The sequence below is a fragment of the Synechococcus sp. Cruz-7E5 genome (assembly GCF_024345995.1).
Taxonomy (GTDB): domain Bacteria; phylum Cyanobacteriota; class Cyanobacteriia; order PCC-6307; family Cyanobiaceae; genus Regnicoccus_A.
Genome location: NZ_JAGQCE010000004.1, coordinates 142,192 through 168,888, shown reverse-complemented (window position 1 = coordinate 168,888; position 26,697 = coordinate 142,192). Strand labels below are relative to the sequence as shown.

Annotated in this window: 24 protein-coding genes and 2 tRNA genes; 17 read left to right on the top strand and 9 right to left on the bottom strand. The window is 65.9% G+C overall.

Translation table 11 applies throughout. The annotated features are described in order from the left end of the window. Positions 1-9: 9 nt before the first annotated feature. The 5 genes from truA (at position 10) to prfA (ending at position 3,419) form a co-directional block, all read left to right on the top strand. On the top strand, positions 10-960 hold the full coding sequence (truA, locus tag KBY77_RS07115; protein WP_261351975.1) for a tRNA pseudouridine(38-40) synthase TruA: 951 nt from the start codon (positions 10-12) through the stop codon (positions 958-960). A 115-nt stretch (positions 961-1,075) separates the two neighbouring features. Continuing rightward, entirely contained in the window at positions 1,076-1,534 is a 459-nt protein-coding gene (rplM, locus tag KBY77_RS07110; protein ID WP_255102911.1) for a 50S ribosomal protein L13, read from the top strand. Further along, positions 1,531-1,938, top strand: a complete 408-nt coding sequence (gene rpsI, locus KBY77_RS07105; RefSeq protein WP_255102855.1) for a 30S ribosomal protein S9 — start codon at positions 1,531-1,533, stop codon at positions 1,936-1,938. Before rplM ends, rpsI begins: the two co-directional genes overlap by 4 nt. A 32-nt stretch (positions 1,939-1,970) precedes the next feature. Beyond that, positions 1,971-2,243 (top strand): 50S ribosomal protein L31, encoded by a 273-nt coding sequence (gene rpmE / locus KBY77_RS07100; protein WP_255102854.1) that lies wholly within the window; start codon positions 1,971-1,973, stop codon positions 2,241-2,243. Between the two features lie 72 nt (positions 2,244-2,315). Continuing rightward, entirely contained in the window at positions 2,316-3,419 is a 1,104-nt protein-coding gene (gene prfA, locus KBY77_RS07095; RefSeq protein ID WP_255102853.1) for a peptide chain release factor 1, read from the top strand. Positions 3,420-3,452: 33 nt separating this feature from the next. Here the strand turns inward: prfA and KBY77_RS07090 are convergent, their stop codons facing one another. Next, on the bottom strand, positions 3,453-3,950 hold the full coding sequence (locus KBY77_RS07090; protein ID WP_255102852.1) for an HNH endonuclease: 498 nt from the start codon (positions 3,948-3,950) through the stop codon (positions 3,453-3,455). A gap of 136 nt (positions 3,951-4,086) precedes the next feature. Here KBY77_RS07090 and alr point away from each other — a divergent pair, with 136 nt between their 5' ends. Beyond that, positions 4,087-5,298 (top strand): alanine racemase, encoded by a 1,212-nt coding sequence (gene alr, locus KBY77_RS07085; protein WP_255102851.1) that lies wholly within the window; start codon positions 4,087-4,089, stop codon positions 5,296-5,298. Positions 5,299-5,316: 18 nt separating this feature from the next. Further along, positions 5,317-5,405: transfer RNA gene (locus tag KBY77_RS07080), tRNA-Ser, on the top strand. Positions 5,406-5,475: 70 nt separating this feature from the next. On the opposite strand, the gene KBY77_RS07075 is transcribed toward KBY77_RS07080, so the two are convergent. Next, on the bottom strand, positions 5,476-6,408 hold the full coding sequence (locus KBY77_RS07075) for a serine hydrolase (protein ID WP_255102850.1): 933 nt from the start codon (positions 6,406-6,408) through the stop codon (positions 5,476-5,478). Between the two features lie 17 nt (positions 6,409-6,425). On the opposite strand from KBY77_RS07075, the gene KBY77_RS07070 reads away from it, so the two are divergent. Both KBY77_RS07070 and KBY77_RS07065 read left to right on the top strand, forming a co-directional pair. Further along, positions 6,426-7,157, top strand: a complete 732-nt coding sequence (locus KBY77_RS07070; protein WP_255102849.1) for a C40 family peptidase — start codon at positions 6,426-6,428, stop codon at positions 7,155-7,157. Positions 7,158-7,200: 43 nt separating this feature from the next. Continuing rightward, complete coding sequence (locus tag KBY77_RS07065; protein ID WP_255102848.1) at positions 7,201-8,172, top strand: glycosyltransferase family 2 protein; 972 nt, start codon at positions 7,201-7,203, stop codon at positions 8,170-8,172. On the opposite strand, the gene KBY77_RS07060 is transcribed toward KBY77_RS07065, so the two are convergent. After that, complete coding sequence (locus KBY77_RS07060) at positions 8,130-8,660, bottom strand: HEAT repeat domain-containing protein (protein WP_255102847.1); 531 nt, start codon at positions 8,658-8,660, stop codon at positions 8,130-8,132. The genes KBY77_RS07065 and KBY77_RS07060 overlap by 43 nt on opposite strands. 92 nt (positions 8,661-8,752) lie before the next feature. Between KBY77_RS07060 and KBY77_RS07055 the strand changes: the two genes are divergently transcribed. The 3 genes from KBY77_RS07055 to KBY77_RS07045 all read left to right on the top strand — a co-directional run bounded on the left by KBY77_RS07055 (position 8,753) and on the right by KBY77_RS07045 (position 12,723). Next, positions 8,753-8,869 (top strand): photosystem I reaction center subunit VIII, encoded by a 117-nt coding sequence (locus tag KBY77_RS07055; RefSeq protein ID WP_255102910.1) that lies wholly within the window; start codon positions 8,753-8,755, stop codon positions 8,867-8,869. A 47-nt stretch (positions 8,870-8,916) separates the two neighbouring features. Continuing rightward, positions 8,917-9,408 (top strand): photosystem I reaction center subunit XI, encoded by a 492-nt coding sequence (locus KBY77_RS07050; protein ID WP_255102846.1) that lies wholly within the window; start codon positions 8,917-8,919, stop codon positions 9,406-9,408. A 180-nt stretch (positions 9,409-9,588) separates the two neighbouring features. Beyond that, complete coding sequence (locus KBY77_RS07045; RefSeq protein ID WP_255102845.1) at positions 9,589-12,723, top strand: efflux RND transporter permease subunit; 3,135 nt, start codon at positions 9,589-9,591, stop codon at positions 12,721-12,723. A 72-nt stretch (positions 12,724-12,795) separates the two neighbouring features. Here the strand turns inward: KBY77_RS07045 and psaB are convergent, their stop codons facing one another. Next, the gene (psaB, locus tag KBY77_RS07040) at positions 12,796-15,015 is read right to left on the bottom strand and encodes a photosystem I core protein PsaB (RefSeq protein ID WP_255092241.1); all 2,220 of its coding nucleotides are present in this window, start codon (positions 15,013-15,015) and stop codon (positions 12,796-12,798) included. Between the two features lie 21 nt (positions 15,016-15,036). After that, a complete protein-coding gene (gene psaA, locus KBY77_RS07035) occupies positions 15,037-17,340 on the bottom strand; it encodes a photosystem I core protein PsaA (RefSeq protein ID WP_094555130.1) in 2,304 nt (767 codons plus the stop codon). A 454-nt stretch (positions 17,341-17,794) separates the two neighbouring features. Here psaA and KBY77_RS07030 point away from each other — a divergent pair, with 454 nt between their 5' ends. Both KBY77_RS07030 and cobJ read left to right on the top strand, forming a co-directional pair. Then, complete coding sequence (locus tag KBY77_RS07030; RefSeq protein ID WP_255102844.1) at positions 17,795-19,207, top strand: hypothetical protein; 1,413 nt, start codon at positions 17,795-17,797, stop codon at positions 19,205-19,207. Then, positions 19,204-20,976 (top strand): precorrin-3B C(17)-methyltransferase, encoded by a 1,773-nt coding sequence (gene cobJ, locus KBY77_RS07025; RefSeq protein ID WP_255102843.1) that lies wholly within the window; start codon positions 19,204-19,206, stop codon positions 20,974-20,976. The genes KBY77_RS07030 and cobJ overlap by 4 nt, the downstream gene beginning before the upstream one ends. Before the next feature lie 37 nt (positions 20,977-21,013). Here the strand turns inward: cobJ and KBY77_RS07020 are convergent. After that, positions 21,014-21,087: transfer RNA gene (locus KBY77_RS07020), tRNA-Pro, on the bottom strand. An 83-nt stretch (positions 21,088-21,170) separates the two neighbouring features. Between KBY77_RS07020 and lipA the strand changes: the two genes are divergently transcribed. Further along, positions 21,171-22,040 (top strand): lipoyl synthase, encoded by an 870-nt coding sequence (lipA, locus tag KBY77_RS07015; RefSeq protein ID WP_255102909.1) that lies wholly within the window; start codon positions 21,171-21,173, stop codon positions 22,038-22,040. An 8-nt stretch (positions 22,041-22,048) separates the two neighbouring features. Here the strand turns inward: lipA and KBY77_RS07010 are convergent, their stop codons facing one another. From KBY77_RS07010 to KBY77_RS07000, 3 genes are read right to left on the bottom strand one after another with little or no spacing between them, the layout of a single operon-like run. After that, a complete protein-coding gene (locus KBY77_RS07010) occupies positions 22,049-23,083 on the bottom strand; it encodes a pseudouridine synthase (RefSeq protein ID WP_255102842.1) in 1,035 nt (344 codons plus the stop codon). After that, positions 23,076-23,837 carry a response regulator transcription factor gene (locus KBY77_RS07005; protein WP_255102841.1) on the bottom strand — a complete coding sequence of 254 codons (762 nt, stop codon included), beginning with the start codon at positions 23,835-23,837 and terminating at the stop codon, positions 23,076-23,078. The genes KBY77_RS07010 and KBY77_RS07005 overlap by 8 nt, the downstream gene beginning before the upstream one ends. A gap of 45 nt (positions 23,838-23,882) precedes the next feature. Continuing rightward, positions 23,883-24,407 (bottom strand): hypothetical protein, encoded by a 525-nt coding sequence (locus KBY77_RS07000; protein WP_255102840.1) that lies wholly within the window; start codon positions 24,405-24,407, stop codon positions 23,883-23,885. A gap of 62 nt (positions 24,408-24,469) precedes the next feature. Between KBY77_RS07000 and KBY77_RS06995 the strand changes: the two genes are divergently transcribed. Together KBY77_RS06995 and KBY77_RS06990 are read left to right on the top strand one after the other, a co-directional pair. Then, the gene (locus tag KBY77_RS06995; RefSeq protein WP_255102839.1) at positions 24,470-25,606 is read left to right on the top strand and encodes a cysteine desulfurase family protein; all 1,137 of its coding nucleotides are present in this window, start codon (positions 24,470-24,472) and stop codon (positions 25,604-25,606) included. A 93-nt stretch (positions 25,607-25,699) separates the two neighbouring features. Further along, complete coding sequence (locus KBY77_RS06990) at positions 25,700-26,695, top strand: hypothetical protein (protein WP_255102838.1); 996 nt, start codon at positions 25,700-25,702, stop codon at positions 26,693-26,695. The last annotated feature ends 2 nt before the right edge of the window (positions 26,696-26,697 follow it).

Sequence of the window (26,697 nt, the reverse complement as noted above, 5' to 3'; positions counted from 1 at the left end):
AAAGCGATCTTGCCTTCGTCCCCAGACCAGAGACCGGTCCAGCGGATCGCCCTCTGCCTGCAGTACGAAGGCTCCTCATTCTGTGGCTGGCAACGCCAGCCACATCAGCCCAGTGTTCAGCAGACTCTGGAGCAGGCCATCGCCACGCTCGATCCTCATCGCCCCCTTCGGGCCACGGCCGCAGGGCGTACGGACAGCGGTGTTCACGCGGCGGGCCAGGTGGTGCATTTCGAGGCCAGCGGTCCGATTCCCGCCCAACGCTGGGCTGCTGCCCTCAACGGCCGCCTGCCGGCCTCAATCCGGGTCAGGGCCGCTGCCTCGGTGCCCTCCAGCTGGCATGCCTGCTTCACCGCAAGCTACCGCCGCTACCGCTACACGCTGTACAACGGCCGCAAGCCCAACCTGTTTCTCTCCCCCTGGAGCTGGCACCGCTACCGGCAGCGCCTCGATGAGCGCGCCATGGCGGCCGCCCTGCGCGGATTACTGGGATTCCATGATTTCAGCGCCTTCCAAAGGGCAGGCAGCCGACGCGCCCATGCCCGCACCAAGGTGCAGGCCGTGAGTCTGGAGCGTCACGGCGACCTGGTCGTGGCCGAGATCCAGGCGAGCGGCTTTCTCTACGGGATGGTTCGCCTGATCATGGGTCAGCTGGTGGCTGTGGGGGAAGGCCAGCTGAGCCTGGCCGGCTTTGAGGGGCGCTGGCGGCAGCGGACCCGCTCGGAGGTCAAGGAGGCAGCCCCTGCCCACGGACTCTCCCTGCTGCGGGTTGGCTACCCCGCCTCTCCTTTCCCACTGTCTGCCTGGTATGATTGCCAGCCGCGGCACTGGCTGGAATGCCAGGATCCGCCTGAGCTTCCTTCCCTGAGCCCGCCTCCGCTGTTCACCAGCCTCAAGGCGTGTTCGCCACTGGATCATGTATCCAGCGGAGACCCGGAAACGGGCCAATGGGCCACAGGTTAGGCTCAGGACTTGCGCGTCGTGCTGATGGGGTCACCCTTCGACGCCGCCCTTCCGCCCCATGTCCAGCCCCATCCTCTTCGGATGGCGCCCTACTCCGATCCGGCCTGCCGGTGCGATGAACAAGACCTCCGTTCCCTCTCTTGATTCCCTCGACCGCCAGTGGTTTCTGGTGGACGCCGAGAATCAGACCCTCGGCCGTCTGGCCAGCGAGGTGGCCAGTGTGCTGCGCGGCAAGAACAAGCCAACCTTCACCCCCCACCTGGACACCGGTGACTTCGTGGTCATCATTAACGCCGACAAGATCCGCATCAGCGGCAACAAGGCCAGCCAGAAGATCTACCGCCGCCATTCCGGTCGTCCTGGCGGCATGAAGACCGAAACCTTTGAGGCACTGCAGGCTCGCCTGCCCGAGAGGATTGTCGAGAAGGCCATCAAGGGCATGCTTCCTCACAACGCCCTCGGCCGTCAGTTGTTCCGCAAGCTGAAGGTGTACAAGGGTGCCGAGCATCCCCACACCGCCCAGCAGCCCCAGGTTCTGGTTCTGGCTCTCGATCCCTCCGCCACCGCCCAATGAGCAACGCTTCCAACCGCGTCGTCTACTGGGGCACCGGCCGCCGTAAAACGGCCGTCGCCCGCGTGCGTGTCGTTCCCGGCACCGGCTCGATCACGATCAATGGCCGCCCCGGCGACAACTACCTCAACTACAACCCCAGCTACCTCAGTGCCGTGAAGGCGCCCCTGGACACCCTCGGGCTCTCCACCGAGTACGACCTGCTGGTCAACGTCAAAGGCGGCGGTCTGACTGGTCAGGCCGATGCCATCAAGCAGGGAGCTGCCCGGGCCCTCTGTGAGCTCTCCCCGGATAACCGGAAACCTCTCAAGACCGAAGGCCACCTCAGCCGGGATCCCCGGGCCAAGGAACGGCGCAAGTACGGCCTGAAGAAAGCCCGCAAAGCGCCCCAGTTCTCCAAGCGCTGATCCTTCCCTTCCGTATTCAGCCCACTCCAGCCATGCCCAAGGCCGACATCCATCCCACCTGGTATCCCGACGCCAAGGTGATCTGCAACGGAGAGGTGGTGATGACCACCGGCTCCACCCAGCCAGAGCTCCACGTCGATGTGTGGAGTGGCAACCACCCCTTCTACACCGGTACCCAGAAGATCCTCGACACCGAGGGGCGCGTGGACCGCTTCATGCGCAAGTACGGCATGGGCAGCGCCGATACAGCCAGTACCAAGCCCAGCAGCGAAGAGCCCAAGGTGGAGGTAGAGGTCGAGGCCTGATCGCTCGAGATCTGCTTCAGAGGCCGGACACTCACGAGTGTCCGGCTTTGTGCTGTCTGCTCACCTGCCCCCATGGATTCATCCTTGCTGCGTGAGCGCCTTGAGGCTGCCGATCGCACCTTCCACGCGCTCGAGCGTCAGCTGGCAGATCCCGCCGTGGCAGCCGACCCCTCTGAATTACGCCGTCTCTCCAAGGAACGGGCCCGGCTTGAGCCCCTGGCCACGGGCCTCAGCCATTGGCAGAGCCTGCAGCAGCAACTGAAGGACGCTCAGCAACTGGCGCGCCAGAGCAAGGGGGATCCCGAAATGGAGGCCCTGATCCAGGACGAGCTCAGCCAGCTGGGAGGTCAGATCGATGCACTCGAGCAGCAACTCACCCTTGCCCTGCTCCCCAGTGACCCCCGTGATGAGCGCAGTGTGATGCTGGAGATCCGCGCCGGCACTGGGGGGGATGAAGCGGCACTTTGGGCCGGTGATCTCGCCCGGATGTACGAGCGCTTCGCCCAGGCCGTGGGCTGGAGCGTTCAGCCCCTCAGTGCTTCGGAATCCGACCTGGGCGGCTTCAAGGAGCTGATCCTGGCGATCCGCGGCGATGGCGTCTATAGCCAGCTCAAGTACGAGGCCGGCGTTCACCGGGTCCAGCGGGTGCCTGCAACCGAGTCCCAGGGACGGGTGCACACCTCTACCGCGACCGTGGCGATTATGCCAGAGGCCGATCCGGTCGAGGTCCAGCTTGATCCCGCTGATCTCGACATCAGCACGGCCCGCTCCGGCGGAGCCGGCGGGCAGAACGTCAACAAGGTGGAAACGGCCGTGGACCTGCTGCATAAACCAACGGGCATCAGGGTGTTCTGCACTCAGGAGCGCTCGCAGCTGCAGAACCGTGAGCGGGCTCTGGAGATCCTGAGGGCGAAGCTGCTGGAGAGGGAGCTGGCTGAGGCCGCTGCCGCCGAGAGTTCTGCCCGCCGTGCCCAGGTGGGCAGCGGCGAACGCAGCGAAAAGATCCGCACCTACAACGCCAAGGACAACCGGGTCACCGACCACCGCCTGGGGCGCAACTTCGCCCTTGAGCCGGTGCTGCAGGGCCAGCTCGCCGAAATGATCGGCGCCTGCGTGGCGGCGGAACAGAAGACTCGTCTGGAGCAGCTGGTGGCCGAGGGCGCAGGCGCGGACTGATGTCCAAGATGAGGGGCGTCCTGAAAGGGTGCCTCAAGCTCCGATCACGTACTTGGCCCACTCCTGGCGACCGGAGCGGATGTGGCGGGTGGCCTCGAAGTAAAGGGTGCTCACCGGCCGCCTCGGCACCCTGGCCAGGGGCATGGCCGCTTCCCTGGGCGTACGGCTGCCCTTGCGCACATTGCAGCGCAGGCAGGCGGTGGTGACGTTCTCCCAGGTGTCAGTTCCGCCGCGGCTGCGGGGGATCACATGGTCGATCGAGAGTTGCTCCCCCTGGTAGCCGCAGTATTGGCAGCTATGGCCATCACGCTGGAAGACGTTGCGTCGGGTCAGCGGCAACTGCTTGAAGGGCACCCGCACGAACTGGCGCAGACGGATCACCGACGGCAGCAGCATCTCGCCACGGATGGGATGCTGAGAATCGTGCTCAAGGCCTTCGGCTTTGCCCTTCAGCAGCATCACCGTGGCTCTACGCCAACTGGTGATGTTCAACGGCTCATAAGACGCATTAAGGACCAGAACCTGGCTCACGGCGCATGGTCCACGGAAGGGGTGCCAGATCCCCAGATGGCCGCCATGCTAATGGGTCTGAGTCATCAGGCACGAGATTGGACTCACGGATCACATCAGATTGACTCTGCTGCGATGCCGGTCTGAGATTGCACAGATGCCCCAGCCCTGCCAACAACTGCCAGTTGAGGATCCCCAGCAGTTCGGGGCACCCGGGCTGCACCCGCGGCAGAGGGCCTGGGTGGAGGTTGATGAGACAGCGATCGAGCACAACGCCAGGGCGCTGGGCCGGTGGCTGGCTCCGGGGTCGTCGCTGATGGCTGTGGTCAAGGCTGATGGCTACGGCCACGGCGCCGCACCGGTTGCTCGCGCGGCCATGGCCGGTGGCGCAACCTCACTGGGGGTGGCCACCCTGCAGGAAGGCATCGAGTTGCGCCAGGCGGGCCTGAAGGAGCCTGTGCTGGTGATGGGGAATCTGATCCACCCCGATGAGCTGCGCAGCTGCCTGGAGTGGGAATTGATGCCCACCATCAGCGGCATGCGCGAAGCTCTGCTTTGCCAGAATCTGGCCAGTGGCAGCGGCCGATCCATGGCGCTGCACCTCAAGCTGGACACCGGCATGGCCCGGCTCGGAGTGGACTGGAGCGATGGGGTGAGGCTGCTGCAGGCCATCCATGGTCTGGAGGCGGTACAGCTGGCTGGGGTCTACTCCCACCTGGCCGATGCCGACTCACCCGACCCGGGAGGTGGGGGACTGACCGCCATCCAGCAGCAGCGCTTCGAGAGGGTGCTGAGCGGCGCCGCTGAGCTGGGGCTGCCCACCGGAGTGCGTCATCTGGCCAATTCCGCCGGCACCCTGCGCTGCCGCCGGCTCCACTACGACCTGGTGCGTGTGGGCCTGGCGCTTTACGGCCAGGCACCCGCCGAGCACCTGAGCCACACAGTGTCCCTGCAGCCCGCCATGAGCGTGCGGGCAAGGGTCTGCCTGATCCGCGAGGTACCTGCCGGAGTTGGAGTGAGTTACGGCCATCGCTACCGCACCCGGCGCCCAACCAGGCTGGCGGTGGTCACGATCGGCTACGCCGATGGGGTGCCAAGGCTGCTCAGCAACCAGCTGGAGGTGCTGTTCGCAGGGCGCCGGCTGGCCCAGGTGGGGGCGATCACCATGGATCAGCTGCTGATCGATGCCACCGAGGCGCCCCAGCTGGAGGTGGGCTCGGTGGTCACCCTGCTGGGTGACGAAGGAGGTGAGCGCATCGCCCCCCAGGATTGGGCCCAGGCCACTGGCACGATCCCCTGGGAGATTGTCTGTGGCTTCAAGCACCGTCTGCCCCGCCTGCACCTTGGCGAGGCCGAGCGCGATCGCTGATAAGCTCATCTGGCCCCTGGAGAGGTGGCTGAGTGGTTGAAAGCGGCTCCCTGCTAAGGAGTTACAGGAGGCAACTTCTGTCGAGGGTTCGAATCCCTCCCTCTCCGTTCCAAGACCCTGGCTCCAGCAGCATCTTCGCCTTGGCACACTCTGGCGAAGCTTTACGGCCAATGGCGGTCAGCTCGTTGAACAAGCCTCGCTGAGCAGCCGGCTCAGCTCTGGAAGGAGCTTTTCATCGGCGGCCCGCTCCGCCCCTTCGCTGAAGATCACCAACAGGAAAGGAGACCGTCCCTCGATCTCCACATAGGCAGCGTCATGGCGAGCCTGGCTCATCCAGCCAGCCTTGCTCCACAGCCGGGCATCGGCTGGCAGACCCGCGCCGATGAAACCATCCACCTGGTTCTCCGGATCCGCCGCCCTCAGCTCAGGGTCAAGAGAGCGGCCCAGCAGCTCCCGCATCCGGGTGCAGGCGGGGGGAGACACGAGGGCGCCGGCCATGATCACGTGCAGGAGCCGGGCCGTGGCATCAGTGCTGAGGCGGTTGCGATTCTCCAGCTCCGGTCCGTAGAACTGCCGCTCTCGTCCGTAGGGGCCATCCCCCCAGGTTTTCTGGCAGACGTTGCAGCCCTCGAATTCGGGCCAGCCTTGGGAGGCGTACCACTGGTTCACCAGCTGGCGGGCCTCGATCCAGGCCCGCAGCGGCCGCTCCGGCAGGTCGGGGCCGCTGGTGGTGCCCGTGAGCCAATCCACCAGCACGGCGGTGGCATCGTTGCTTGAGTCGCGGATCATGTCGGTCATCGCCCGGCGCAACTCGGGGCCGTCTTCGAGCAGCTGGCGCTGGAGCCAGGCTTCGGTGGCCGCCAGGTAGAAGAGCTTGACCACACTGGCCGGATAGCGGGCCGTGGAGCCGGCCCAGGCAGCACCGGCCACTGGCTCCAGCCATGGCCTCAACGACTCACTCGCCTCGGCCGCGCCGATCAGGCTGCGCTGATAGCGCAACCAGGTGATAGAGACCTGGGAGGCCAGACCGGGGCGGCCCTGCAGCTCCAGGGAATGGAGGTGGTCCTCGAGAATCGCTCCCATCGCCGCATCGGGGCTGTAGAACGCCATCGGTACCGCTGTCTACCGTGGAGAGCCTAGGAACCGGGGAGAACACCGCTGGGCTGGAGGCCGGCCGCTGCTGGCGTCTTAACGCCGACATCGACGGCCACGCCCGCTCCAGCGGGCCGGGGCTGGCCACCCAGGCACGCCGCGGCCGCATGCTGCAGCTGCTAGGCCAGCGCGAGGGGACCCGGCTGCGGGCCCGACTGCTGGAGGATGGCTACCCCTGCTGGCTGGAGATCAGCCAGCTGCTTGAGCGGGCCATCCCCGCCCAGCCCAGCCGGTCGCTCCCACTGGGGCCGAGCAGCATCGCCGCTCGCCTGCCAGATGTGCTGAGCTTCGCCGAGCGGGCCCGGGAGCAGCCCAACCGATACCTCTGGGGCGGCAGCCTCGGCCCCGACTTCGACTGTTCAGGGTTCGTCCAGAGCGCCTTCGCCAGCGCCGGGATCTGGATCCCTCGCGATGCCTACCAGCAGGAGCTCTTCTGTCAGCCGGTGGCCGTACGGCCGGGAGTCTTCGCGCTGCTGCAGCCAGGGGATCTGATCTTTTTCGGCCGTCCCCAACGCTGCAGCCATGTGGGGCTGTATCTGGGCGCGGGCCACTATCTGCACAGCTCCGGCAAGGAGCACGGCCGGGATGGCCTCGGCATCGACCAGCTCAGCCCCGAAGCCGACCACCCCGTTTCGTGCCACTACCGCAGTGAACTGCGCGGAGCCGGACGGGTGGTGCGTTGCCATGACGGCAGCACCCTGGCCTGACCCGGGACTCCCGTAGGTTGCAGCTCGACACAGCCCAGCCGCCATGACCGCGTCGCACGGCCCAGAGCTCTCGGTCGTGATCCCTCTGTACAACGAGGAGGAAAGCCTCGGTCCACTGGTGGAGAAGGTTCTCGCCAGCCTCAGGCCCCTGGGTCGCCGCTTCGAGCTGGTTCTGGTCGACGACGGCTCCAGCGACGGGACCGCGAGCCGGCTTGAGGAGCTCGCCGCAACGACCCCTGAGCTGGTGGCGGTGCTGCTGCGTCGCAACTACGGCCAGACCGCCGCCATGGCCGCTGGCTTCGATGCCAGCCACGGTGCCGTGATCGTCACCCTTGATGGCGATCTGCAGAACGATCCCGCCGACATCCCCCTGCTGCTGGACCGGCTTGAGCAGGGCTATGACCTGGTGAGCGGCTGGCGCCACCAGCGCCAGGATGCTGCACTGCAGCGCCTGCTGCCCTCCAAGATCGCCAACCGTCTGATCGCCAGGGTCACCGGGGTGCGCCTGCACGACTACGGCTGCTCGCTCAAGGCCTACCGCCGCGAAGTGGTGGCTGACATGAACCTGTACGGCGAACTGCACCGCTTCCTGCCGGCGCTCGCCTTCATCGAAGGAGCCCGCATCAGCGAGGTGAAGGTGAACCATCACGCCCGCCGCTTTGGTCAGAGCAAGTACGGCATTGATCGCACCTTCCGGGTGCTGATGGATCTGCTCACGGTCTGGTTCATGAAGCGCTTTCTGACCCGGCCGATGCATGTGTTTGGTTTCGGTGGCCTGGCCTGCCTGGCGATCGGCCTGGTGCTGGGGCTCGTGCTGCTCGGCGAGAAGGTTTTTATCAACGCCGACGTGGGCGACCGGCCGCTGCTGATGGTGGCTGTGCTTGCAATCATGGCCGGCATCCAGCTGTTCTGCTTCGGGCTGCTGGCGGAGCTGCAGATGCGCACTTACCACGAAAGCCAGGGCCGGCCGATCTACCGGGTACGCAGCACATTGCGCGGCAGCCTTGCAGGCTGAGTGCGGCTGGCCTGAACGGCCGTCCGACCACGGAACGCCGCAATCCCCTCGGCGGCCAGGGCTGCCACGCAAGGGTCGGGATCGAAGCGAGCCCGCTTCAGCAGCGGCAGGCTGGCCCGATCTCCCCAGACCAGGCAGGCGGCCACGGCCGCCAGACGCTCGTCTTCGCCGCCTGTGGCAGCTGCGCGAAGCTCAGCGAGGACCTGCCGGCGCCAGCGAGGATCCCGGTGCGTGCCTGGCGCCATTGAGGCCAGGGCTTCCGGCAACAGCTTCGAGGGCTTGAGCGCAGGAGACGCGGAGATCGCCACCGCAGAGGGGGCTGATGAGGCCGCTGATGAAGTGGCCGGGGTCACGACCCGTTCGAGCTGCGCCCTGTTGACGGCGGCCACTGCACTGCCGTCATCGCCGGATAGCAGGGGCAGCCTGCTGCGGCGCACAAGCAAGACCATCACCAGGAGAGCCGCGGCGGCGGGGAGGGCCTGCTGCATCGGATTGAATTTTTATGTCGCAACGGCAGGGCGACAAGGCCTGCCCTGCAGTGATCTTTACAGTATCGGCGGTTGCTGTATTGGCCCGCGCCATGACTGGAGAATTCGCTGCCGCCTGGCTGCCCTCGTTGTTGGTCCCCGTGGTGGGGATCCTCGGCCCTGCCGTGGCCATGGCCCTGCTGTTCAACGTGATCGAAGCGCGCGACTGAGCGCCTCGCCCGTTCTTCTGCCTTTCGTTCCCACCACGAGCCCGCCCATGACCGTGCATCCCGTGGCCGACCCCACCGTCGGCAACCTCGCCACCCCCATTAACAGCAGTTACTTCACCAAAGCGTTCCTGAACGCTCTGCCCGCTTATCGCCCGGCTCTTTCCCCCAACCGCCGCGGCCTGGAAGTGGGAATGGCCCACGGGTACCTCCTCTACGGCCCGTTCGCCCTCACCGGCCCCCTGCGGCACACGGAGTACGCCACCACCGCTGGCCTGCTGGCCACGATCGGCCTGGTGACAATCCTCACGATCTGCCTGTCGATCTACGGCACCGCCGGCACAGGCCCCAACGTGCAGCCCCCCGACGCCACGATCGACAACCCGCCCGCTGATCTGTTCACCAAGGCCGGCTGGGCCGAATTCGCCAGCGGTTTCTGGCTGGGTGGCTGCGGTGGTGCCGCCTTCGCCTGGTTCCTGGCCAGCACGGCGCTGGTTTCCCCCCTGGTCGACCTCGTCGGCGGCGGCTGGAGCGCCGGCTGAGGCGCACGCCGCACCGAGCTGATCTCAGAATCCGGAAAGTGCAACTTCAGCGTTGCGCCAGGCCCCGCTAATGCGGGGCTTTTTCATGGCCGGGGATCCCCCCCTGCTCGGGCCAGGGGGCTCAACGCCAGTGGGGCAGGGCAGGCAGACTCTTGCGGCGTGCCCTGAGCAGCCGTTTCGATGTCAGTCTCCGATCCATTCCTGCGTCGGCCTGTGCTCACCCTGGTGGTGAGCCTGCTGATCGTGATGGCCGGCCTGCTGAGCCTGCCGGGCCTGCAGGTGGAAAACCTGCCCCCGATCGCGCCTGTGCGGGTGAACGTTCGCGCCACCTATCCCGGGGGCGGGGCCCTGGCGGTGGAGCAGGGGGTCACCACTCCGCTGGAGCGGCAGCTGAACGGGCTGGATCGGCTGGAGAGCATCCGCTCCACCAGTTCCGCCAACGGCAGCTCGATCACCCTCACCTTTGAGGGAGGCAATCCCGAGCTCAACCAGATCAATGCCCAGAACGAAGCCGTTCTGGTGAACCGCAGACTGCCGCCGGAGGTGGCCCGCCTGGGCGTGCAGGTGCGCCGCAGCTCCGACGACCTGCTGATGGTGATCAGCTTCAGCACTCCGAAGTGGATGTACAGCGACGCCTTCCTCAGCGGCTGGCTTGACCAGCGCCTCAGGGATGAGCTGCAGCGGGTGCCCGGGGTCGGCAACGTGGCCGTTGCCGGCGGCAGTGAACTGGCGTTCCGGGTCTGGCTGGATCCGGTGGCCCTTGAGCAGCGAAGCCTCACCATCGCCGACATCGAAGATGCGTTGGAGGAGCAGAACGTTCTCGCCGCTCTGGGCCAGGTGGGCGATGCCCCCAGCCCAACCGGTCAGGAGATCACCCTGCCCCTTGAGATGGAGGGTCGGCTGCGCACCCCCGCCGAACTGGAGGGTCTGGTGGTGAGCCGGGCCAGCAACGGCGGTGTGGTCCAGCTCAAGGACGTGGGGCGGGTCGTGCTCGATGACGAGAGTTTCGAGAGCACCGCCATGAACCTGGCAGGACAACCCACCTTGGCCGTGCTGATCTTCCAGCGCGACGGCAGCAACGCCCTCGAGGTGAGCGAGGCTGTCAACTCAGCGCTGAGCCGCCTGGAGCCCGATTTCCCGCCGGGGGTGGAGCTGCAGCGCATCGTCGATGTGGCCGACAGTGTGCGCGAGAGCATCCAGCTCACCTGGGTCAGCCTGCGCGACGCAGTGCTGCTGGTGCTGCTTGTGCTGCTGCTGGCGCTTGGCAACAGTCGCCTGGCGGCGATCACTGCCGTCGCGGTGCCCGTGGCCCTGGTGGGCAGCTTCACGATCCTGCGGCTGACGGACAGTTCGATCAACACCCTCAGCCTGTTCGGCATGGTGCTGGCCACAGGCCTGGTGGTGGATGACGCCATCGTGGTAAGCGAAGACATCGGCCGCAGGCTCGAGCAGGGGGAACCCCCCTGGCAGGCCGCCCGTAACGCCATGCAGGAGCTGGGCAGTGCCGTGATCGCCACTTCCCTGGTGCTGGTGGTGGTGTTTCTGCCGGTGCTGGCGATGCCCGGCAGTGTGGGCCGCCTCTACCAGCCGATCGCAATCACGATCAGCGCCACGATCCTTTTCTCCACCATCAATGCGCTCACCTTCACGCCGGTGGCCTCCAGCTGGCTCCTGCAGCATGGCTGGACGGAACCACACTGGATGCGCCGGCTGCTGGATCGGCCCCAGCGCTGGATCCACCGGCTCGGAGAGGACTACGGCCGTGCCCTGGATCGCAGTTTTCGCTGGCGGCGGAGCATCCTGCTTGGCTTGCTGGGCAGCCTAATCCTGGCGGGCTGGGGCCTGGGGCAACTGCCCACAGCCTTCATTCCCCAGGAAGACGACAGTCAGATTCGCGGCGTGGTGGTGTTGCCTGGGGGGGCCTCGATCCAGCGCACCGAAGCGGTGATGGAGCAGGTCCGGGAGCAGGTGGCGAACGAGCCCCTGGTGCGGGTTGGCAACTTCTACGCAGGCCGCTCCTTTGGCGACAGTGCCCCGAACCGGGGCATCTTCTTTTTGCGCCTGCTGCCGCTTCAGGAGCGCGGCTCCCGTGCTGAGGACAGCAGTGAAGCTGTTGCCGAACGACTCTCCAAACGGATGCGCAGCTCCGTCAGCGAGGCCACCGTGCAGGTCAGCGTTCCACCGGTCGTGAGGGGCTTCAGCAGTGAGGGGGGACTGGAACTGGAGCTGCTCGATCTCAGCGGCGGACGACTCAGCCTGAGCGAGTTCGAGCAAGCCACCCGCGAATTCATCGCCGCCGCCAACGCCACGGGGGACTTTGAGAGGGTGGGCACTCGCTTCAGTGCCGATTCACCGCAACTGCGTCTGAAGCCCGACCGGCTGCGCATGGCGTCACTGGGGGTGGACCTCGACACGGTGGTGAGCACCCTCGGTGCCAGCTTCGGCAGCAGCTATGTCAACGACACCTTCGAAGGCGAACGGGTGAGGCGGGTGATCGTGCAACTGGATGGGGCCTTCCGGCGCACAGCCGCAGATGTGCTTTCGCTTCAGGTGCGCAGCCGGGAAGGGAACCTGGTTCCTCTCCGCGAACTGATGACCCTTGAGCAGGACAGTGGGCCGACGGTGATCAACCACAGCCGCCTGGCACGCTCGATCACCATCCAGGCACTGCCCAAAGCGGGACTCAGCACAGGCAAGGCGATCGAACGGTTGGAGGAGGTGAAGCAAGAACTGGCCAATCCAGTGATCGCCCTGGAATGGGTGGGGCTGGCCAAGGAGGAGCGTCAGGCGGGAGGGCGCACCTGGCAACTGTTCGTCCTTGGGATGGCGGTGGTTTACTTGGTTCTGGCCGGCCTCTATGAGAGCTTTCTCGATCCACTGATCATCTTGATCACGGTGCCGATGGCCCTGCTCGGCGCCCTGCTGGGCCTGGCCGGCCGTGGGCTCTTTCTTGATATCTATGCCCAGGTGGGCATGCTCGTTCTGGTGAGCCTGGCCGCCAAAAACGGCATCCTGATCGTTGAGTTCGCCAACCAGCGCCTTAAGGAAGGTCTGGGCTTACGGGAGGCCGTGGAAGAGGCTGCCATCAGTCGCCTTCGCCCGATTCTGCTCACAGCACTCTCGTCCCTGGCCGGATTCCTGCCGCTGCTGCTGGCCACCGGAGCGGGGGCAGCCAGCCGGATCAGCATCGGCACGGTGGTGTTCTTCGGGTTGCTGGTATCAACCGGACTGACGCTGTTCGTGGTGCCTGTGGTGTACCTGGAGGTGAAACTGCTGGAAGGCCGTCGCTGGTGGCCCCAGGCAAAAAGGTCATGAAAAAACCCTCGGAGATATTCCCCGAGGGTTGGTTGTTGGAGGTGCGTCCCTCGGGGTGACTGATCGCTTGGATCAGCCGAACTTGCCTGAAGTGGAGGCGATCAGGAAGGCGCCGTAAGTGAGGATGTATCCCACTGTGAAGTGAGCCAGACCAACTACACGGGCCTGAACGATCGACAGAGCCACCGGCTTGTCGCGCCAGCCAACCAGGTTGGCAAGCGGGGTGCGCTGGTGAGCCCAGACGATGGTTTCAATCAGCTCCTGCCAATAACCGCGCCAGGAGATGAGGAACATGAAACCGGTAGCCCAAACCAGGTGACCGAACAGGAACATCCAGGCCCAGACGGCAAGGTTGTTCGAACCGAACGGGTTGTAACCGTTGATCAGCTGGGAGCTGTTCAGCCAGAGGTAGTCGCGGAACCAGCCCATGAGATAGGTACTGGATTCATTGAACTGGGCCACGTTGCCCTGCCAGATGGCGAGGTGCTTCCAATGCCAGTAGAAGGTGACCCAACCAACAGTGTTCAGGGCCCAGAACACTGACAGGTAGAAGGCATCCCAGGCCGAGATGTCACAGGTGCCACCACGTCCGGGGCCATCACAGGGGAAGGAGTAGCCGAAGTCCTTTTTGTCGGGCATCAGCTTGGAACCCCGGGCATCAAGGGCACCCTTCACCAGGATCAAGGTGGTGGTGTGCAGTCCGAGGGCAATGGCGTGGTGAACAAGGAAGTCACCAGGGCCGATCTGCAGGAACACATCGGTGTTGCCATTGATGGCATCCAGCCAGAAGTGATCGCCAGGGATATTGGCCGAAGCCAGGCTGGCGGCACTCGTCGGGTTGGAGAGCAGCACGTCGAAGCCGTAGATGGCCTTACCACTCGCCGCTTGCACGAACTGGGCAAAGACAGGCTCGATCAGGATCTGCTTCTCGGGAGTACCAAAGGCAACGACCACATCGTTGTGGACGTAAAGGCCAAGGGTGTGGAAGCCGAGGAACAGGGACACCCAGCTCAGGTGGCTGATGATCGCTTCTTTGTGCTCGAGCATCCGAGCCAGAACATTGTTCTTGTTGGCTTCGGGGTCGTAGTCACGGATGAAGAAGATCGCACCATGAGCGAAGGCACCGCACATCAGGAAGATGGCGATGTACTGGTGGTGGGTGTAGAGCGCAGCTTGTGTTGTGTAGTCCTTTGCGATGAACGCATAGGACGGCAGCGCATACATGTGCTGCGCAACCAGGCTGGTGATCACTCCCAGGCTGGCCAGGGCCAGACCCAGCTGGAAGTGCAGGGAGTTGTTGATCGTGTCGTAGAGACCCTTGTGGCCTGCACCGAGCGCACCTCCGAAAGGAGTTCCCTTAGGGGGGTTGTGAGCCTCCAGAATCTCCCGGATCGAGTGACCGATCCCGAAGTTGGTCCGGTACATGTGGCCGGCAATCACGAAGATGCAGCCAATCGCCAGGTGGTGATGGGCGATGTCGGTGAGCCAGAGCGCCTCGGTCTGGGGGTGGAAGCCGCCCAGGAAGGTGAGGATCGCTGTACCGGAGCCTTCGGAGGTGCCGAACACCTGGTTAAGGGTGTCGGGATTTTCGGCGTAAACGCCCCAGTTGCCGGTGAAGAACGGAGCCAGACCGGCGGGATGGGGCAGGACATTCAGGAAGTTGTCCCAACCAACGTGCTGGCCACGGGCTTCAGGGATGGCCACGTGAACCAGGTGACCGGTCCAGGCGATTGAACTGAAGCCGAAGAGGACGGCGAGGTGATGGTTGAGGCGGGATTCAGCGTTCTTGAACCATGCCAGTGAAGGCCGGAACTTGGGCTGAAGGTGGAGCCAGCCGGCGAAGAGGGCCCAGGCCGACAGGATCATCATGAAGATGGAACCCTGGTACAGCTCGGCGTTGGTCTTCATTCCGATCGTGTACCACCAGTGGTACAGACCTGAATAAGCGATGTTCACCGGGGAGGTTGCTCCCGCCTGGGTGAAGGCGGTGATGGCCCCCTGGCCGAAGTGGGGATCCCAGATCGCATGTGCGATGGGACGGACATGCAGCGGATCGGCGACCCACTGCTCAAAGTTGCCCTGCCAGGCGATATGGAACAGGTTGCCCGAAACCCAGAGGCCGATGATCGCCAGATGACCGAAATGGGTGGAGAAGAGCTTTTGGTAAAGCTTCTCCTCCGTCATCCCGTCGTGGCTCTCGAAGTCGTGAGCCGTGGCGATGCCGTACCAAATACGGCGGGTTGTCGGGTCCTGTGCCAGACCCTGGCTGAACGAAGGAAATTTCGTTGCCATTGGGAAAGGTCAGGTGTGAGGTCAGCCGACCGCGATGAGTCGGGACAGGAAGAAGGCCCAGGTGGTGGCGATACCGCCCAGGAGATAGTGGGCAACGCCTACGGCACGGCCCTGGGTGATGCTCAGCGCACGGGGCTGGATGGCCGGAGCCACTTTCAGCTTGTTGTGAGCCCAGACGATGGACTCAATCAGCTCCTGCCAGTAGCCGCGGCCGCTGAACAGGAACATCAGGCTGAAGGCCCAGACGAAGTGGGCACCAAGGAACATCAGGCCATAAGCACTGGAGGACGAGCCGTAGCTGTTGATCACCTGCGCGGCCTGAGCCCAGAGGAAATCACGCAGCCAGCCATTAATGGTGATGGCGCTCTGCGCAAAGTTCCCATTCGTGATGTGCTGGACGCTGCCGTCCGCATTCACGGTTCCCCACACATCGCTCTGCATCTTCCAGCTGAAGTGGAAGATCACAATCGAGATGGAGTTGTACATCCAGAAGAGGCCAAGGAACACGTGGTCCCAAGCCGAAACCTGGCAGGTACCGCCACGGCCGGGGCCGTCGCAGGGGAAGCGGAAGCCCAGGTTCGCCTTGTCGGGCACAAGCCTGGAGCTGCGGCTGTAGAGAACACCCTTCAGCAGGATCAGCACGGTGACGTGGATCGTGAAGGCGTGAATGTGGTGGACCATGAAGTCGGCCGTTCCTAGGGGGATCGGACCGGCAGCGACCTTGCCGCCAACGGCGACGACGGCGCCATTGAACACCTCACTGACACCGGCCAACGCATTTGGAGCGGTGGTGCCGGCAGCAGCGGCGTGCAGACCCTGAATCCACTGAGCGAAGACGGGCTGCAACTGAATTGCGGAGTCGCTGAACATGTCCTGGGGACGCCCCAGGGCACGCATGGTGTCGTTGTGGATGTATAGCCCGAAGCTGTGGAAGCCCAGAAAAATGCACACCCAGTTGAGGTGGCTGATCAGAGCATCACGGGCTTTGAGTACCCGATCCAGCACGTTGTCCACGTGCAGGGCTGGGTCGTAATCGCGGATGAGCGCAATGGCCGCATGGGCACCGGCGCCAACGATGATGAAGCCACCGATCCACATGTGGTGGGTGAACAGCGACACCTGCGTTGGGTAATCGATCCCGATGTAGGGATAGGGCGGCATCGCATACATGTGATGCGCCACGATGATGGTCAACGAACCGAGCAGCGCCAGGTTCACGGCCAACTGGGCATGCCAGGAAGTGGTCATGAACTCGAACAGGCCATCGTGACCCTTCGGAGCCGGGAACAGCAGGGGATCTCCCTTCTGTCCTTCAAGAATTTCCTTGATGCTGTGACCGATGCCCCAGTTGGTGCGGTACTGGTGGCCGGCCACGATGAACAGCACCGCGATCGCCAGATGGTGATGGGCGATGTCGGTCATCCAGAGGCTGCCGGTGACAGGATTCAGCCCACCCTTGAAGGTGAGGAAATCGCTGTAGGCGGCCCAGTTGCCGGTGAAGAAAGCGGAGAGACCGGCACCGAATCCTGGGTACAGCTGGGTCAGCAGATCCAGGTTCAGGAATTCATGGGGCAGGGGGATGTCCGCCACCGAAGCGATGGTCTTGCCATCGAGCACCAGCGGCTTGCCGGCATCGATGGCATCCATCAAGGCGGTGGTCGGCAGGGACACGTGCAGCAGGTGTCCTGTCCAGGACAGGGAGCCCAGGCCCAGAAGGCCAGCAAGGTGGTGGTTGAGCATGGACTCAACGTTCTGGAACCACTCGAGCTTGGGAGCTGCCTTGTGATAGTGGAAAACGCCGGCATTCAGCATCAGGCCAGCCATCACCAGGGCACCGATGGCCGTGCAGAGCAGCTGGAACTCACTGGTGAAACCCCAGGCTCTCCACACATGGAAGAGACCTGAGGTGATCTGGATGCCATGGAAGCCGGCACCCACATCGGCGTTGAGAATTTCCTGGCCGAAAATAGGCCAGACCACCTGAGCACTCGGCTTGACGTGCAGGGGGTCGGCCAGCCAGCCGGTGTAGTTGGAGAAGCGAGCACCGTGATAGAAGGCGCCGCTCAGCCAGATGAAGATGACGGCCAAGTGGCCGAAGTGAGCGCTGAAGATCTTCCGGGAGACCTCTTCGAGATCGCTCGTGTGGCTGTCGAAATCGTGAGCGTTGGCGTGGAGGTTCCAAACCCAGGTGGTGGTTTTGGGACCTTTGGCGAGGGTGCGATCGAAGTGCCCGGGCTTGCCGAGAACATCGAAGTCGACGGGAACAGGATTCCGGTCAACCATGGCCTTCGCCGTTTTCCCACGCTCTGGTGGGCTGATGGTCATCGAGACGTTCCTCGAGGGACGGAGTCGAGGTGGAGGTCCACCCCTCCGGACCGGGCCGAAAGGCCAGGCCGGTGGGCCTCACGGTTCCGCGGATCGAGACCCTTGGAACCATGGGCACCAGTGCGGAGTGGCTCCGGAAAAGACCGAAAGCCGCTGCCACCACTGGAGCTGGGGCCCCGATGAGGGGACCGCTGGCGGAAGTATAAGGGCGAGTTTCAGGCCCCTTGGGGGGTCAGTAACAAAGGTTCAATCCGCCACCACCCCTGTCTGGAACAGGGCTCTGACCCAGGCTCCCTATCACTCATCGACGACGCGATGGCGCGCTTTCTTTATCCAATTCCCAGCGGATCTGGGGCTACATTCGGCATCATTTTTCTACGGGCCCGAGGCACTCTCGGCAAACTGTTGCCTGGGTTCCGGCACCAAGGCCGCGGGCCGACTTCGATCAGGAGCGATGCGCATGTTGGCAGCGGGGCTTCGGGGCCTGGGGGCGGTGCTGCTCTGCCTGGCTGTGCTGCTGAGCGGAGGCTGGAGCCTGCGGCCCAGGCCCCAGGAGCCGCCAGCCGCAAGTAGCCACCCGGCCCCATCCGGGCGCCTGCGGGAGATCCCCCCACCCAAGGCCAGCCAGGCCTTGCGTCTGCGCCTGGCAGAGCATCAGCCCCGGCTGCAGATCCTGGCTCCAGCCGACGACACCGTGCTCCCCATGACCCCCTGGTCGCTGGATCTGTCGCTCGAGGACTGGCCCTTGGCCGATGCAGGCGCCCTGGGCCTTGGCGCCCACCTAGTGGTGCAGCTCGATGACCACGCACCCCTGCGACTGGGCCCCAAAGACCCCATGGCGCCAACCAGCAAGGACACCCGGCTGAGCGTGGCCATGGCGCCGCTCAGCCCAGGCAGCCACCGCCTGACTGTCTATGCGGCCAGGCCCTGGGGCGAAGCAGTGAAGGATCCCGGCGCCGCCGTGCAGATCCGCCTCCACGGCCTGGCCGCCAACCCCCTCAGCCAGCCTCTGCGGGGAACCCCCCAGCTGGTGAGCAGCACCCCCAGCGATCTGATTCATCACGAACCCGTGCTGATCGACTGGCTGCTGATCGACGCGCCCCTTCAGCCCCTCGACGGAGACGGTTCGAACTGGCGGCTGCGGGTGACCCTCAATGGCGACAGTTTCCAGGTGGACCGGCAGGAGCCGATCTGGCTCACAGGGCTGAACTCCGGCAGCAACCCCCTGCAACTGGAGCTGCTCGACGGGCTGGGGGAACCGTTGAATCCACCCTTCAACAGCCAGGTGCAGGACCTGGTCATGCGTCCCGAGGCCCCCCGTCCCTGGCAGACGGCATCCATCTCCGCCGAGGATCTGAAGCGTCTGCTGGGCGAGCGGCCGAGCGCGCCCGCAGGTGAGAGCACACCATCACCGCAGCCCGTCGAGGCCGCTGAGCAGGAATCGAAACCCAGCACGGAGCGGGACCCTCAGGCTGAGGGGATGGCCACCGACCGCGACGAAGCCGCCAGGTCATTGACAACCGCGAGCACTGAGCAACCGCTTGAGGAGGAGGCCACTGCATCTGAGACGGCGCCTGAACCTGAGGCAGCGACAGAACCTGAGGCAGGTGAAGACAGGAGCGCACTGGAGCCGGTACCAGCGATGCCGGAGCCTGTCGAGTCGGGGGAGTCCGTGGAGGGGGTGGACTCCCCAGACCCTGCGGCGTTGCTGGCACCGCCCGAATCAACCGAACCGCGGACCCAGCCCGAAGCGCTTGGCTCAGCTCCTTTGAGAGAGCCATCAGAGGAGCCGGTGTCAAAGACTGTGATGCTGCCTGAAGCGGCGGCATCGTCGCTGGATCGGCTGCGTGCCAGGTTCGGGGGATGAGTGATTTGATCTGCTGGGGACTGGCCCTGAGCAGGGCCGGTGCCCCCGTGCTCGAGCGCCTGGATCAGGGCGGGCTGGTGGAGGCCCGAGCGGAGCCCGGCGCCGGTGCCGCCGAGCTGCTCAGCCAACACTGGAAGCGGGCGTCGGCCTTTGTGGTGGTGGGAGCCTGCGGGGCGGTGACCCGGCTGGTGGCCCCACTGCTCCAGGGCAAGGAGCACGACCCGGCCGTGGTGGTGGTGGATCCCCAGGGGCGCTTCGCCATCCCCCTGCTGGGGGGGCACGGGGCGGGAGCCGAGCAGCTCAGCCAGCGCGTGGCCGCCCTGCTGGGGGGTGAAGCGGTGCTCACGGGCGCGAGCAGTGGCGGCGGCAGCCTGGCCCTTGACAGCTTCGGGCTGGCCTGGGGCTGGCGGAAGGGCATGGGCGACTGGGATGGCCTGGTGAAAGCCGCGGCCCGTGGCGAGCGGATCGCCGTGCAGCAGGAGAGCGGTTGTCCCGACTGGCAGGGCCTGGAGGCCGCCGCAACGCTGCTTCAGCTCCCCGCAGACAACCCGCCTGAGCAGATGGTGATCAGCCCACGCCTGGGCCCCGGCTGCCGCTGGCATCCACCCAGCCTCTGGCTGGGCTTCGGCTGCGAGCGTGACACCAGCCTCAGCCTGCTGGAGCGTTTGCTGGAGCAGGCCCTCGATGGCGCCCAACTGGCCCCGGACGCCGTCGCCGGACTGGCGAGCATCGACCGCAAAGGCGATGAGCCGGCCCTGCTGGAACTGGCCCGGCGCCATCAGTGGCCGCTGCGACTGTTCAGTGCCGAGGCCCTGGCGGCGGTGCAGGTGCCCAGCCCATCGCAGGCGGTGTTGAAGGAAATGGGAACCGCAAGCGTGGCTGAAGCGGCAGCCCTGCTGGCCTCATCCCCACACTCGGAGCTGCTGCTGGAGAAGCGCATCGAGCGGGCCCAGCCCGGGGAGCGGGGGGCCGCCACCCTGGCGGTGGCCCTGACCGCCGGGCAGTGGGCCCCGCAGCGGGGGAAACTCCATCTGGTGGGCAGCGGTCCAGGACAGCTCGACCTGCTCACCCCCGAAGCTCGCCTCGCCCTGGCCGAGAGCACGGTCTGGGTGGGCTATGGCCTCTATCTGGATCTGCTGGAGCCCCTGCGGCGCCCCGACCAACTACGACGCGACGGCCAGCTCACCCAGGAGCGCGACCGCTGCCGGCTGGCCCTGGAGCTGGCCGATACCGGACTGAGCGTGGCCCTGGTGTCGTCGGGTGACAGTGGCATCTACGGCATGGCGGGGCTGGCCCTGGAGCTCTGGCTTGAGCATGAACCCCAGACCAGGCCTGCCTTCTCGGTCCATCCCGGCCTCTCCGCCCTGCAGGTGGCCGCGGCCAGGGCCGGCGCGCCCCTGATGCATGACTTCTGCACGATCAGCCTGAGCGACCGGCTCACCCCCTGGCCGACGATCGAGAAACGGCTGCGGGCCGCCGCCAGCGGGGATTTCGTGGTGGCGCTCTACAACCCCCGATCCCTTGGCCGCGACTGGCAGCTGGGCAGGGCCCGGGAGTTGCTGCTCGAGGGGCGCAGCGCCGACACTCCGGTGGTGCTGGCACGGCAACTGGGCCGGGCAGAGGAGAGTGTGCAGCTGCACACCCTCGGGGAGTTGCCCCTGGAACAGGTGGACATGCTCAGCCTGGTGCTGGTGGGCAACAGCACTTCTCGCCAGCAGGACGGGGTGATGGTGACACCCAGGGGCTACCCGGGCGCCGAACTCAGCTGAAAGGCTCCGGGCGGCCATCGGGCCCGGAGCTCAGAGATCGGGATGACAGGATTCGAACCTGCGGCCCCTTCGTCCCGAACGAAGTGCGCTACCAAGCTGCGCCACATCCCGCCTCTGGCAGTTTACGGGATCACCCCCGGGCCGGGTTTCTAGACTCCCGGCTCCAGGATTAGGCAGTGATGGCTCCCGACGCCCTGCTCAAGCCCGACTGGTTACGCGTCAAGGCCCCCCAGCGGGAGCGGATAGGTGCGGTTGCCGATCTGCTGGTGGACCTGAAGCTGAACACGGTCTGTCAGGAGGCGAGCTGTCCGAACATCGGCGAGTGCTTCGCCGGTGGAACCGCCACCTTCCTGATCATGGGGCCGGGCTGCACGCGGGCCTGCCCCTACTGCGACATCGACTTCGACAAGAGCGTGAGGGCGCTTGACCCCACTGAACCGGAGCGGCTGGGAGAAGCGGTGGCCCGCATGGGCCTCTCACACGTCGTTATCACCTCGGTGAACCGCGACGACCTCGACGACGGCGGAGCCAGCCAGTTCGTGGCCTGCATCGCCGAGGTGCGTCGCCGCTCACCCGGCACCACCATCGAGCTGCTGATCCCCGATTTCTGCGGCAACTGGCAGGCCCTGGCCGCGGTGATGGAGGGGGCGCCCGAGGTGCTGAACCACAACATCGAAACCGTGCCGAGGCTCTACCGGCAGGTACGACCCCAGGGGATGTACGGCCGCTCGCTGGAGTTGCTGCAGCGGGTGCGGAATGGCTGGCCGCGCACCTACACCAAATCGGGATTGATGGTGGGGCTTGGGGAAACCGACGCCGAGGTGGTGGCGGTGCTTGGGGACCTGCGGGCCCACCGGGTCGACATCGTGACCATCGGCCAGTACCTCTCGCCCGGACCCAGGCATCTGCCGGTGCAGCGCTTCGTGACCCCCGGGCAGTTCGCTGGCTTCAAAGCCACCGGCGAGGAAGAGCTGGGCTTCCTGCAGGTGGTGAGCAGCCCCCTCACCCGCAGCAGCTACCACGCCGGGGAGGTGCAACGGCTGATGCGACAACATCCCCGCTGAGGCAGCGCTCAGCAGAGTTCCCCAGGCGCCGGGGCCTCCAGATCGAGCCAGTCCCCAGCCGGCAGCGGCAGGCGCAGCCGGTGGGCATGCAGCCGGTAGCCGCCGTCGCCCGGCAGGGCTCCGGGCAGGGGCTCCCCCCCCGGTCCATAGAGGGGATCGCCCAGCAGAGGAATCCCCAAACTGGCCAGATGGATGCGGATCTGATGCGGACGACCCGTGCGGATCGTCACCTCCACCAGGTGTCCCTGGGAACGGCGCTCCAGCAGTCGCAATTCGCTCCAGGCGGGCAGGGCTCCAGGGTCATCGGGCCCGGCAGCGGCGGCCCATATCTGACCAAGCACGGCATGGGGGCGCAGGCCGATCGGGGTGGTGATCGCCAGGGACTCACCCAGGCCCAGCTGCAGCGGGGCCGGCACGGTCAGAGCCCGGTACACCTTGCGGCAAGCAGCGGCAGTGGGAGCGGAGTGGACATCAGGCCGGGCCTGGGGGTGGAGCTCGGCGGTGCTCTCGCGCAGCCTGGCGCTCAGCCAGGCACGACTCTGGGGCCGGCGGGCACAGACCAGCAGCCCCGATGTGTGGCGCCCGAGCCGGTGCACAGGCCGCGGCAGTGCCGGAAACGCCTCGCCCCCTTCAGGCCCGTGACCCGGGAAGGATCGCTCCAGCAAGCGCAACACGGTGTGGTCCAGAAATCCACCGGCGGGGAGCACGGGCAGGCCGCTGGGCTTGTCGATCACGTAGAGATCGCCGTCGTCGTGGATCAGCCGCCAGCTCGCCGGCACGGCCTCCTCTCGCCAGGGGGGGCGTTGCCACTGGAGCCGATCGCCGGCGCTGAGCAACCCATCGCCATCGAGCCGACGGCCATTCAGCAGGATTTCGCCCTCCTGCAGGCGCGCTCTCCAGAGGGAGGCCTCGGAATGGCGGTAGCGATCAGCCAGGAACACACTGATCAGAACCGGCGCCTGAGCCTGGTTCACCCGCTCGCTGTAGGTCCAGCCCTGGTTGAGCCGGGCCGGCAGCCAGCCCGGCGGCAGCGGCTCAGTCAACCAGGCCGTTCTCGAGGGCGTAGCGCACCAGTTCGGTGCGGCTGGTGGTGCCGGTCTTGGTGAACAGGCGGCTCACGTACTTCTCGACATTGCGGATCGAGGTTTCCAGGCGGCGGGCAATCTCCTTGTTCATCAACCCCTCGGCCACCAGCTGGAGAACACTCGCCTCGCGGGGAGTGAAGGAATGGGTGGCCGGTGTGGCGCTCTTGTGGGAGCCGGTCTGCTGCAGCAGGGAGCGGATCTCGGTGATCTGCCTCGCCATCTGGCCGATGTCCGCATCGGCATAGCGGGCCGCCTCGGCCAGCAGCCGCTCCTGACGGCGCACCACATTGCGCACCCGCGCCACCAGCTCATCCGGGTCGAAGGGCTTGGGGATGTAGTCGTCGACCCCGGCCTGGAAGCCCTCGATCCGGTCGGCCGTCATGCCCTTGGCGGTGAGGAAGATGACCGGTGTGCCCCCCAGGCGCTCGTCGCCCCTCAGGCGCTTGAGCAGGCCGTAACCATCCAGGCGCGGCATCATCACGTCGGTGATCACCAGGTCGGGAATGAGCTCCTGCGCCGCAGTCCAGCCCTCCTCGCCGTCGTTGGCGGTGGTGACATCAAAACCCTCATCCTCCAGGTAGGCCTGCACAGCAGTGCGCAGGCCCGGTTCATCGTCAACCAACAACAGCCGGGCCGGAGCCGGTGGGCTGATCGGGGTGTCCTCGCCGCTGTTCTCCTCTTCCGGCCTGGTAGTGGACTCGATCTGGCTCATGAACCGGCTGGCGTTGAGAGGAATCTATCCAGGCCCCCGCGGCGGTCAGAGGTTGCCGGCAGGCACCACCTGCTCCCGTTCCACCCGGTTACCGCTGTAGCCGTGCTGAAGGGCCAGACTGCGCAGGCTGTTGGGGTCCTTGCCGGCCTGCTCGGGGAAGCAGGTGGCCCACCAGACCAGATGATCGATGCGGTTGGCCGGCGTCACCACCCCGCCGGGGTTGAGTTCCCGCAGGATCAGGTTGCGGCCGTCGTTGGTGACCCGTAGCGGCGCCGTGGGCGAGCACTGGACAGTCTCGGAGCGGACCTTGACGTCGTTGGGCAGCTCCTCCCACACCTTGATCCGCCAGACCTGGGGCTGGACGGGATCGGCGGTGATGCCGAACACCCCCAGGGCCTGCTTGCCGTCGGCGATGTCCCGCTCCAGTAACAGGGCCAGCCCCTTGGGGCGGTTCTGATCCGGGCGCAAGAAAACGCTCTGGGCACCGGCCGAGGGGATGGAGGTCAGCACCGCCGTCGCCAGGCCGGAGAGGGCAGCAGCCAGGAGCCGCAATCGCGAGGGTGAAGCCATCGGCTGGTTCGGGGCGGCTGGGTTGTCAGCATGGAACGGTTCCGCGGGGATGGGAAGGAGGGATGGCCACCATCTCCATCTATCTGGACCACCAGGCCACCACCCCCTGTGATCCAGCCGTGGTGGCGGCGATGGCTCCCTACTGGAGCGAACGGTTCGCCAACCCCTCCAGCCGCTCCCACCGCCCTGGCCTGGAGGCGGCGGCGGCCGTGGATCTGGCCCGCAGCAACCTGGCCCAGCAGCTGGGTGTGGTCGCTGAGCAGGTGGTGTTCACCAGTGGGGCCACGGAGGCCAACAACCTGGCGATCAAAGGGCTTGTGGAAGCCCGTCGCCAGCGGGGCAGACACCTGCTGACCCTGGCCACGGAGCACCGGGCGGTGCTGGAACCCCTGCGCTATCTGGCGAGCCACGGCTATGAGCTCACCGTGCTGCCGGTGCAGCGTGACGGCCTGGTGGACCTGAACCGGTTCAGCGAGGCCCTGCGCGACGACACCCTGCTGGTGAGCGTGATGGCCGCCAACAACGAGATCGGCGTGCTGCAACCCCTCGCCGCGATCGGAGCGCTCTGCCGCGAGCGGGGCATCGCCCTGCACAGCGATGGAGCCCAGATCTTCGGAAACCGCCCCTGCAGCCCGGGCGAGCTGGGCCTCGACCTGTTCAGCCTCAGTGGGCACAAGATCTACGGGCCCAAGGGCATCGGCGCCCTGGTGCTCGCTGAGGGGATGGTCCTGGCACCCCAGCAGCATGGCGGCGGCCAGGAAGGGGGCTTGAGAGGGGGAACTCTGCCGGTTCCCCTGATCGTGGGGCTGCAGCGGGCGGCAGAGCTGGCCTGCGACGACTGGGAGGCACGGCAGCAGCGCCTGGGCGGGCTGCGAGATCGGCTGCTGGCGGGTCTGCTGGAGCTGGGAGGGGTGCGGGTGAACGGCAGCCTGGAGCACCGCCTGGCCCACAACCTCAATGTTCAGGTGGATGGGGTGGATGGCACCCAGCTGTACCGGGCCCTGCGCCGGCAGCTGGCCGTGAGCGGTGGCTCCGCCTGCAGCAGCGGCAGCCCCTCCCATGTGCTGGCCGCCCTGGGGTTGAGTCCGGCGGAAGCGGCGGCCTCAATCCGGTTCGGGCTCGGACGCACCACCACAGCCGCGGAGATCGACCAGGCCGTGGTGGTGGTGGCGGCGGCCCTGAACGAGCTGCGGGGCTGATGAAAGATTCTTGCCTTAAAGGCCACCTTTCCTCAACCTTGAATGAATCATGGTTAATCCTTAACCAACGACAGTCCGCTGCGGAGGCTTGCCTTGCCGAGGTCCATCTCGATCCGTGCCTCCGAACTGGCTGCAGGGGAACAGAGCCTGCCGCCATTGGGAACAACGACGCAGCGGCGGCAGCGGGAGCGCTTCCTTGCCGGGACGATTGACGGATTGCTGGGAGCCTTTGGCGCGGCCCTGGTGCTCTCGGCGGCCGGGAGGATCGCCGGTATCGGTGGCAGTCGACCCACGTTCGTGCAGGCCGTGGTGGCGGGGCTCGGACTGCTGCTGCTCACGGCCGGCTGGCGCCGACTCGGCCGCGGGCTGCTGGAAGCAACTGCCACGCCCAAAGGGCAGAGGCAGCTTGAACGCGTGGTGGGCTGGTTTCCCTTCGGCGCCATGGCCTTGTTTGCCATCTACAGGCTCGGAGTCAGCGACGTGGAGGCCTACAAGGTTCTGGTGTCGGAAGGGAGCGTGGTGGAGTGGCTGACGTTCCTGTTCTTTATTGCCGCCGGATGCCTCTTCCTGCTCACTGGGAGAGGGGAATGGGTGACGGACAGGGCCAAGGGACGGCTGGGTCTCGGTGCGCTCTTCATCGCCCTGGGCGTTGTCAACCTTCTGATCGGCTTCGAGGAGATGAGCTGGGGGCAGACCATCTTCAACTGGGAAACACCTGAGCTGTTCGTCACCGCCAATGCCCAGAAGGAAACGAACCTGCACAACCTGGCGCTGATTCAGGACCGGATCTGGACCATCACGGCGGCGGTGTGCGTGGGGGCAACCCTGCTGGTGGCTGTGCGTCGTGCCCTGGAGGCAAGAGGACACCTAATCCCGCGCTCCCTGGCCGATGTGGTTCTGCCGCACTCCACATTGCTGGGCTACTTCCTGTTTGCGGCCCTCCTCTACGTGCCGGTGGCGCTGATCAAGCACGATGTGGCTATCCCTGTGCTGGTGACCCGCGACCAGGAGGTTGCTGAAGCCTTCTTTTCCCTGGGTGTGCTGCTGCATGCCGGCCGCTGTTACCTCCGCTGGGCCAGGCCTGCTTAGAC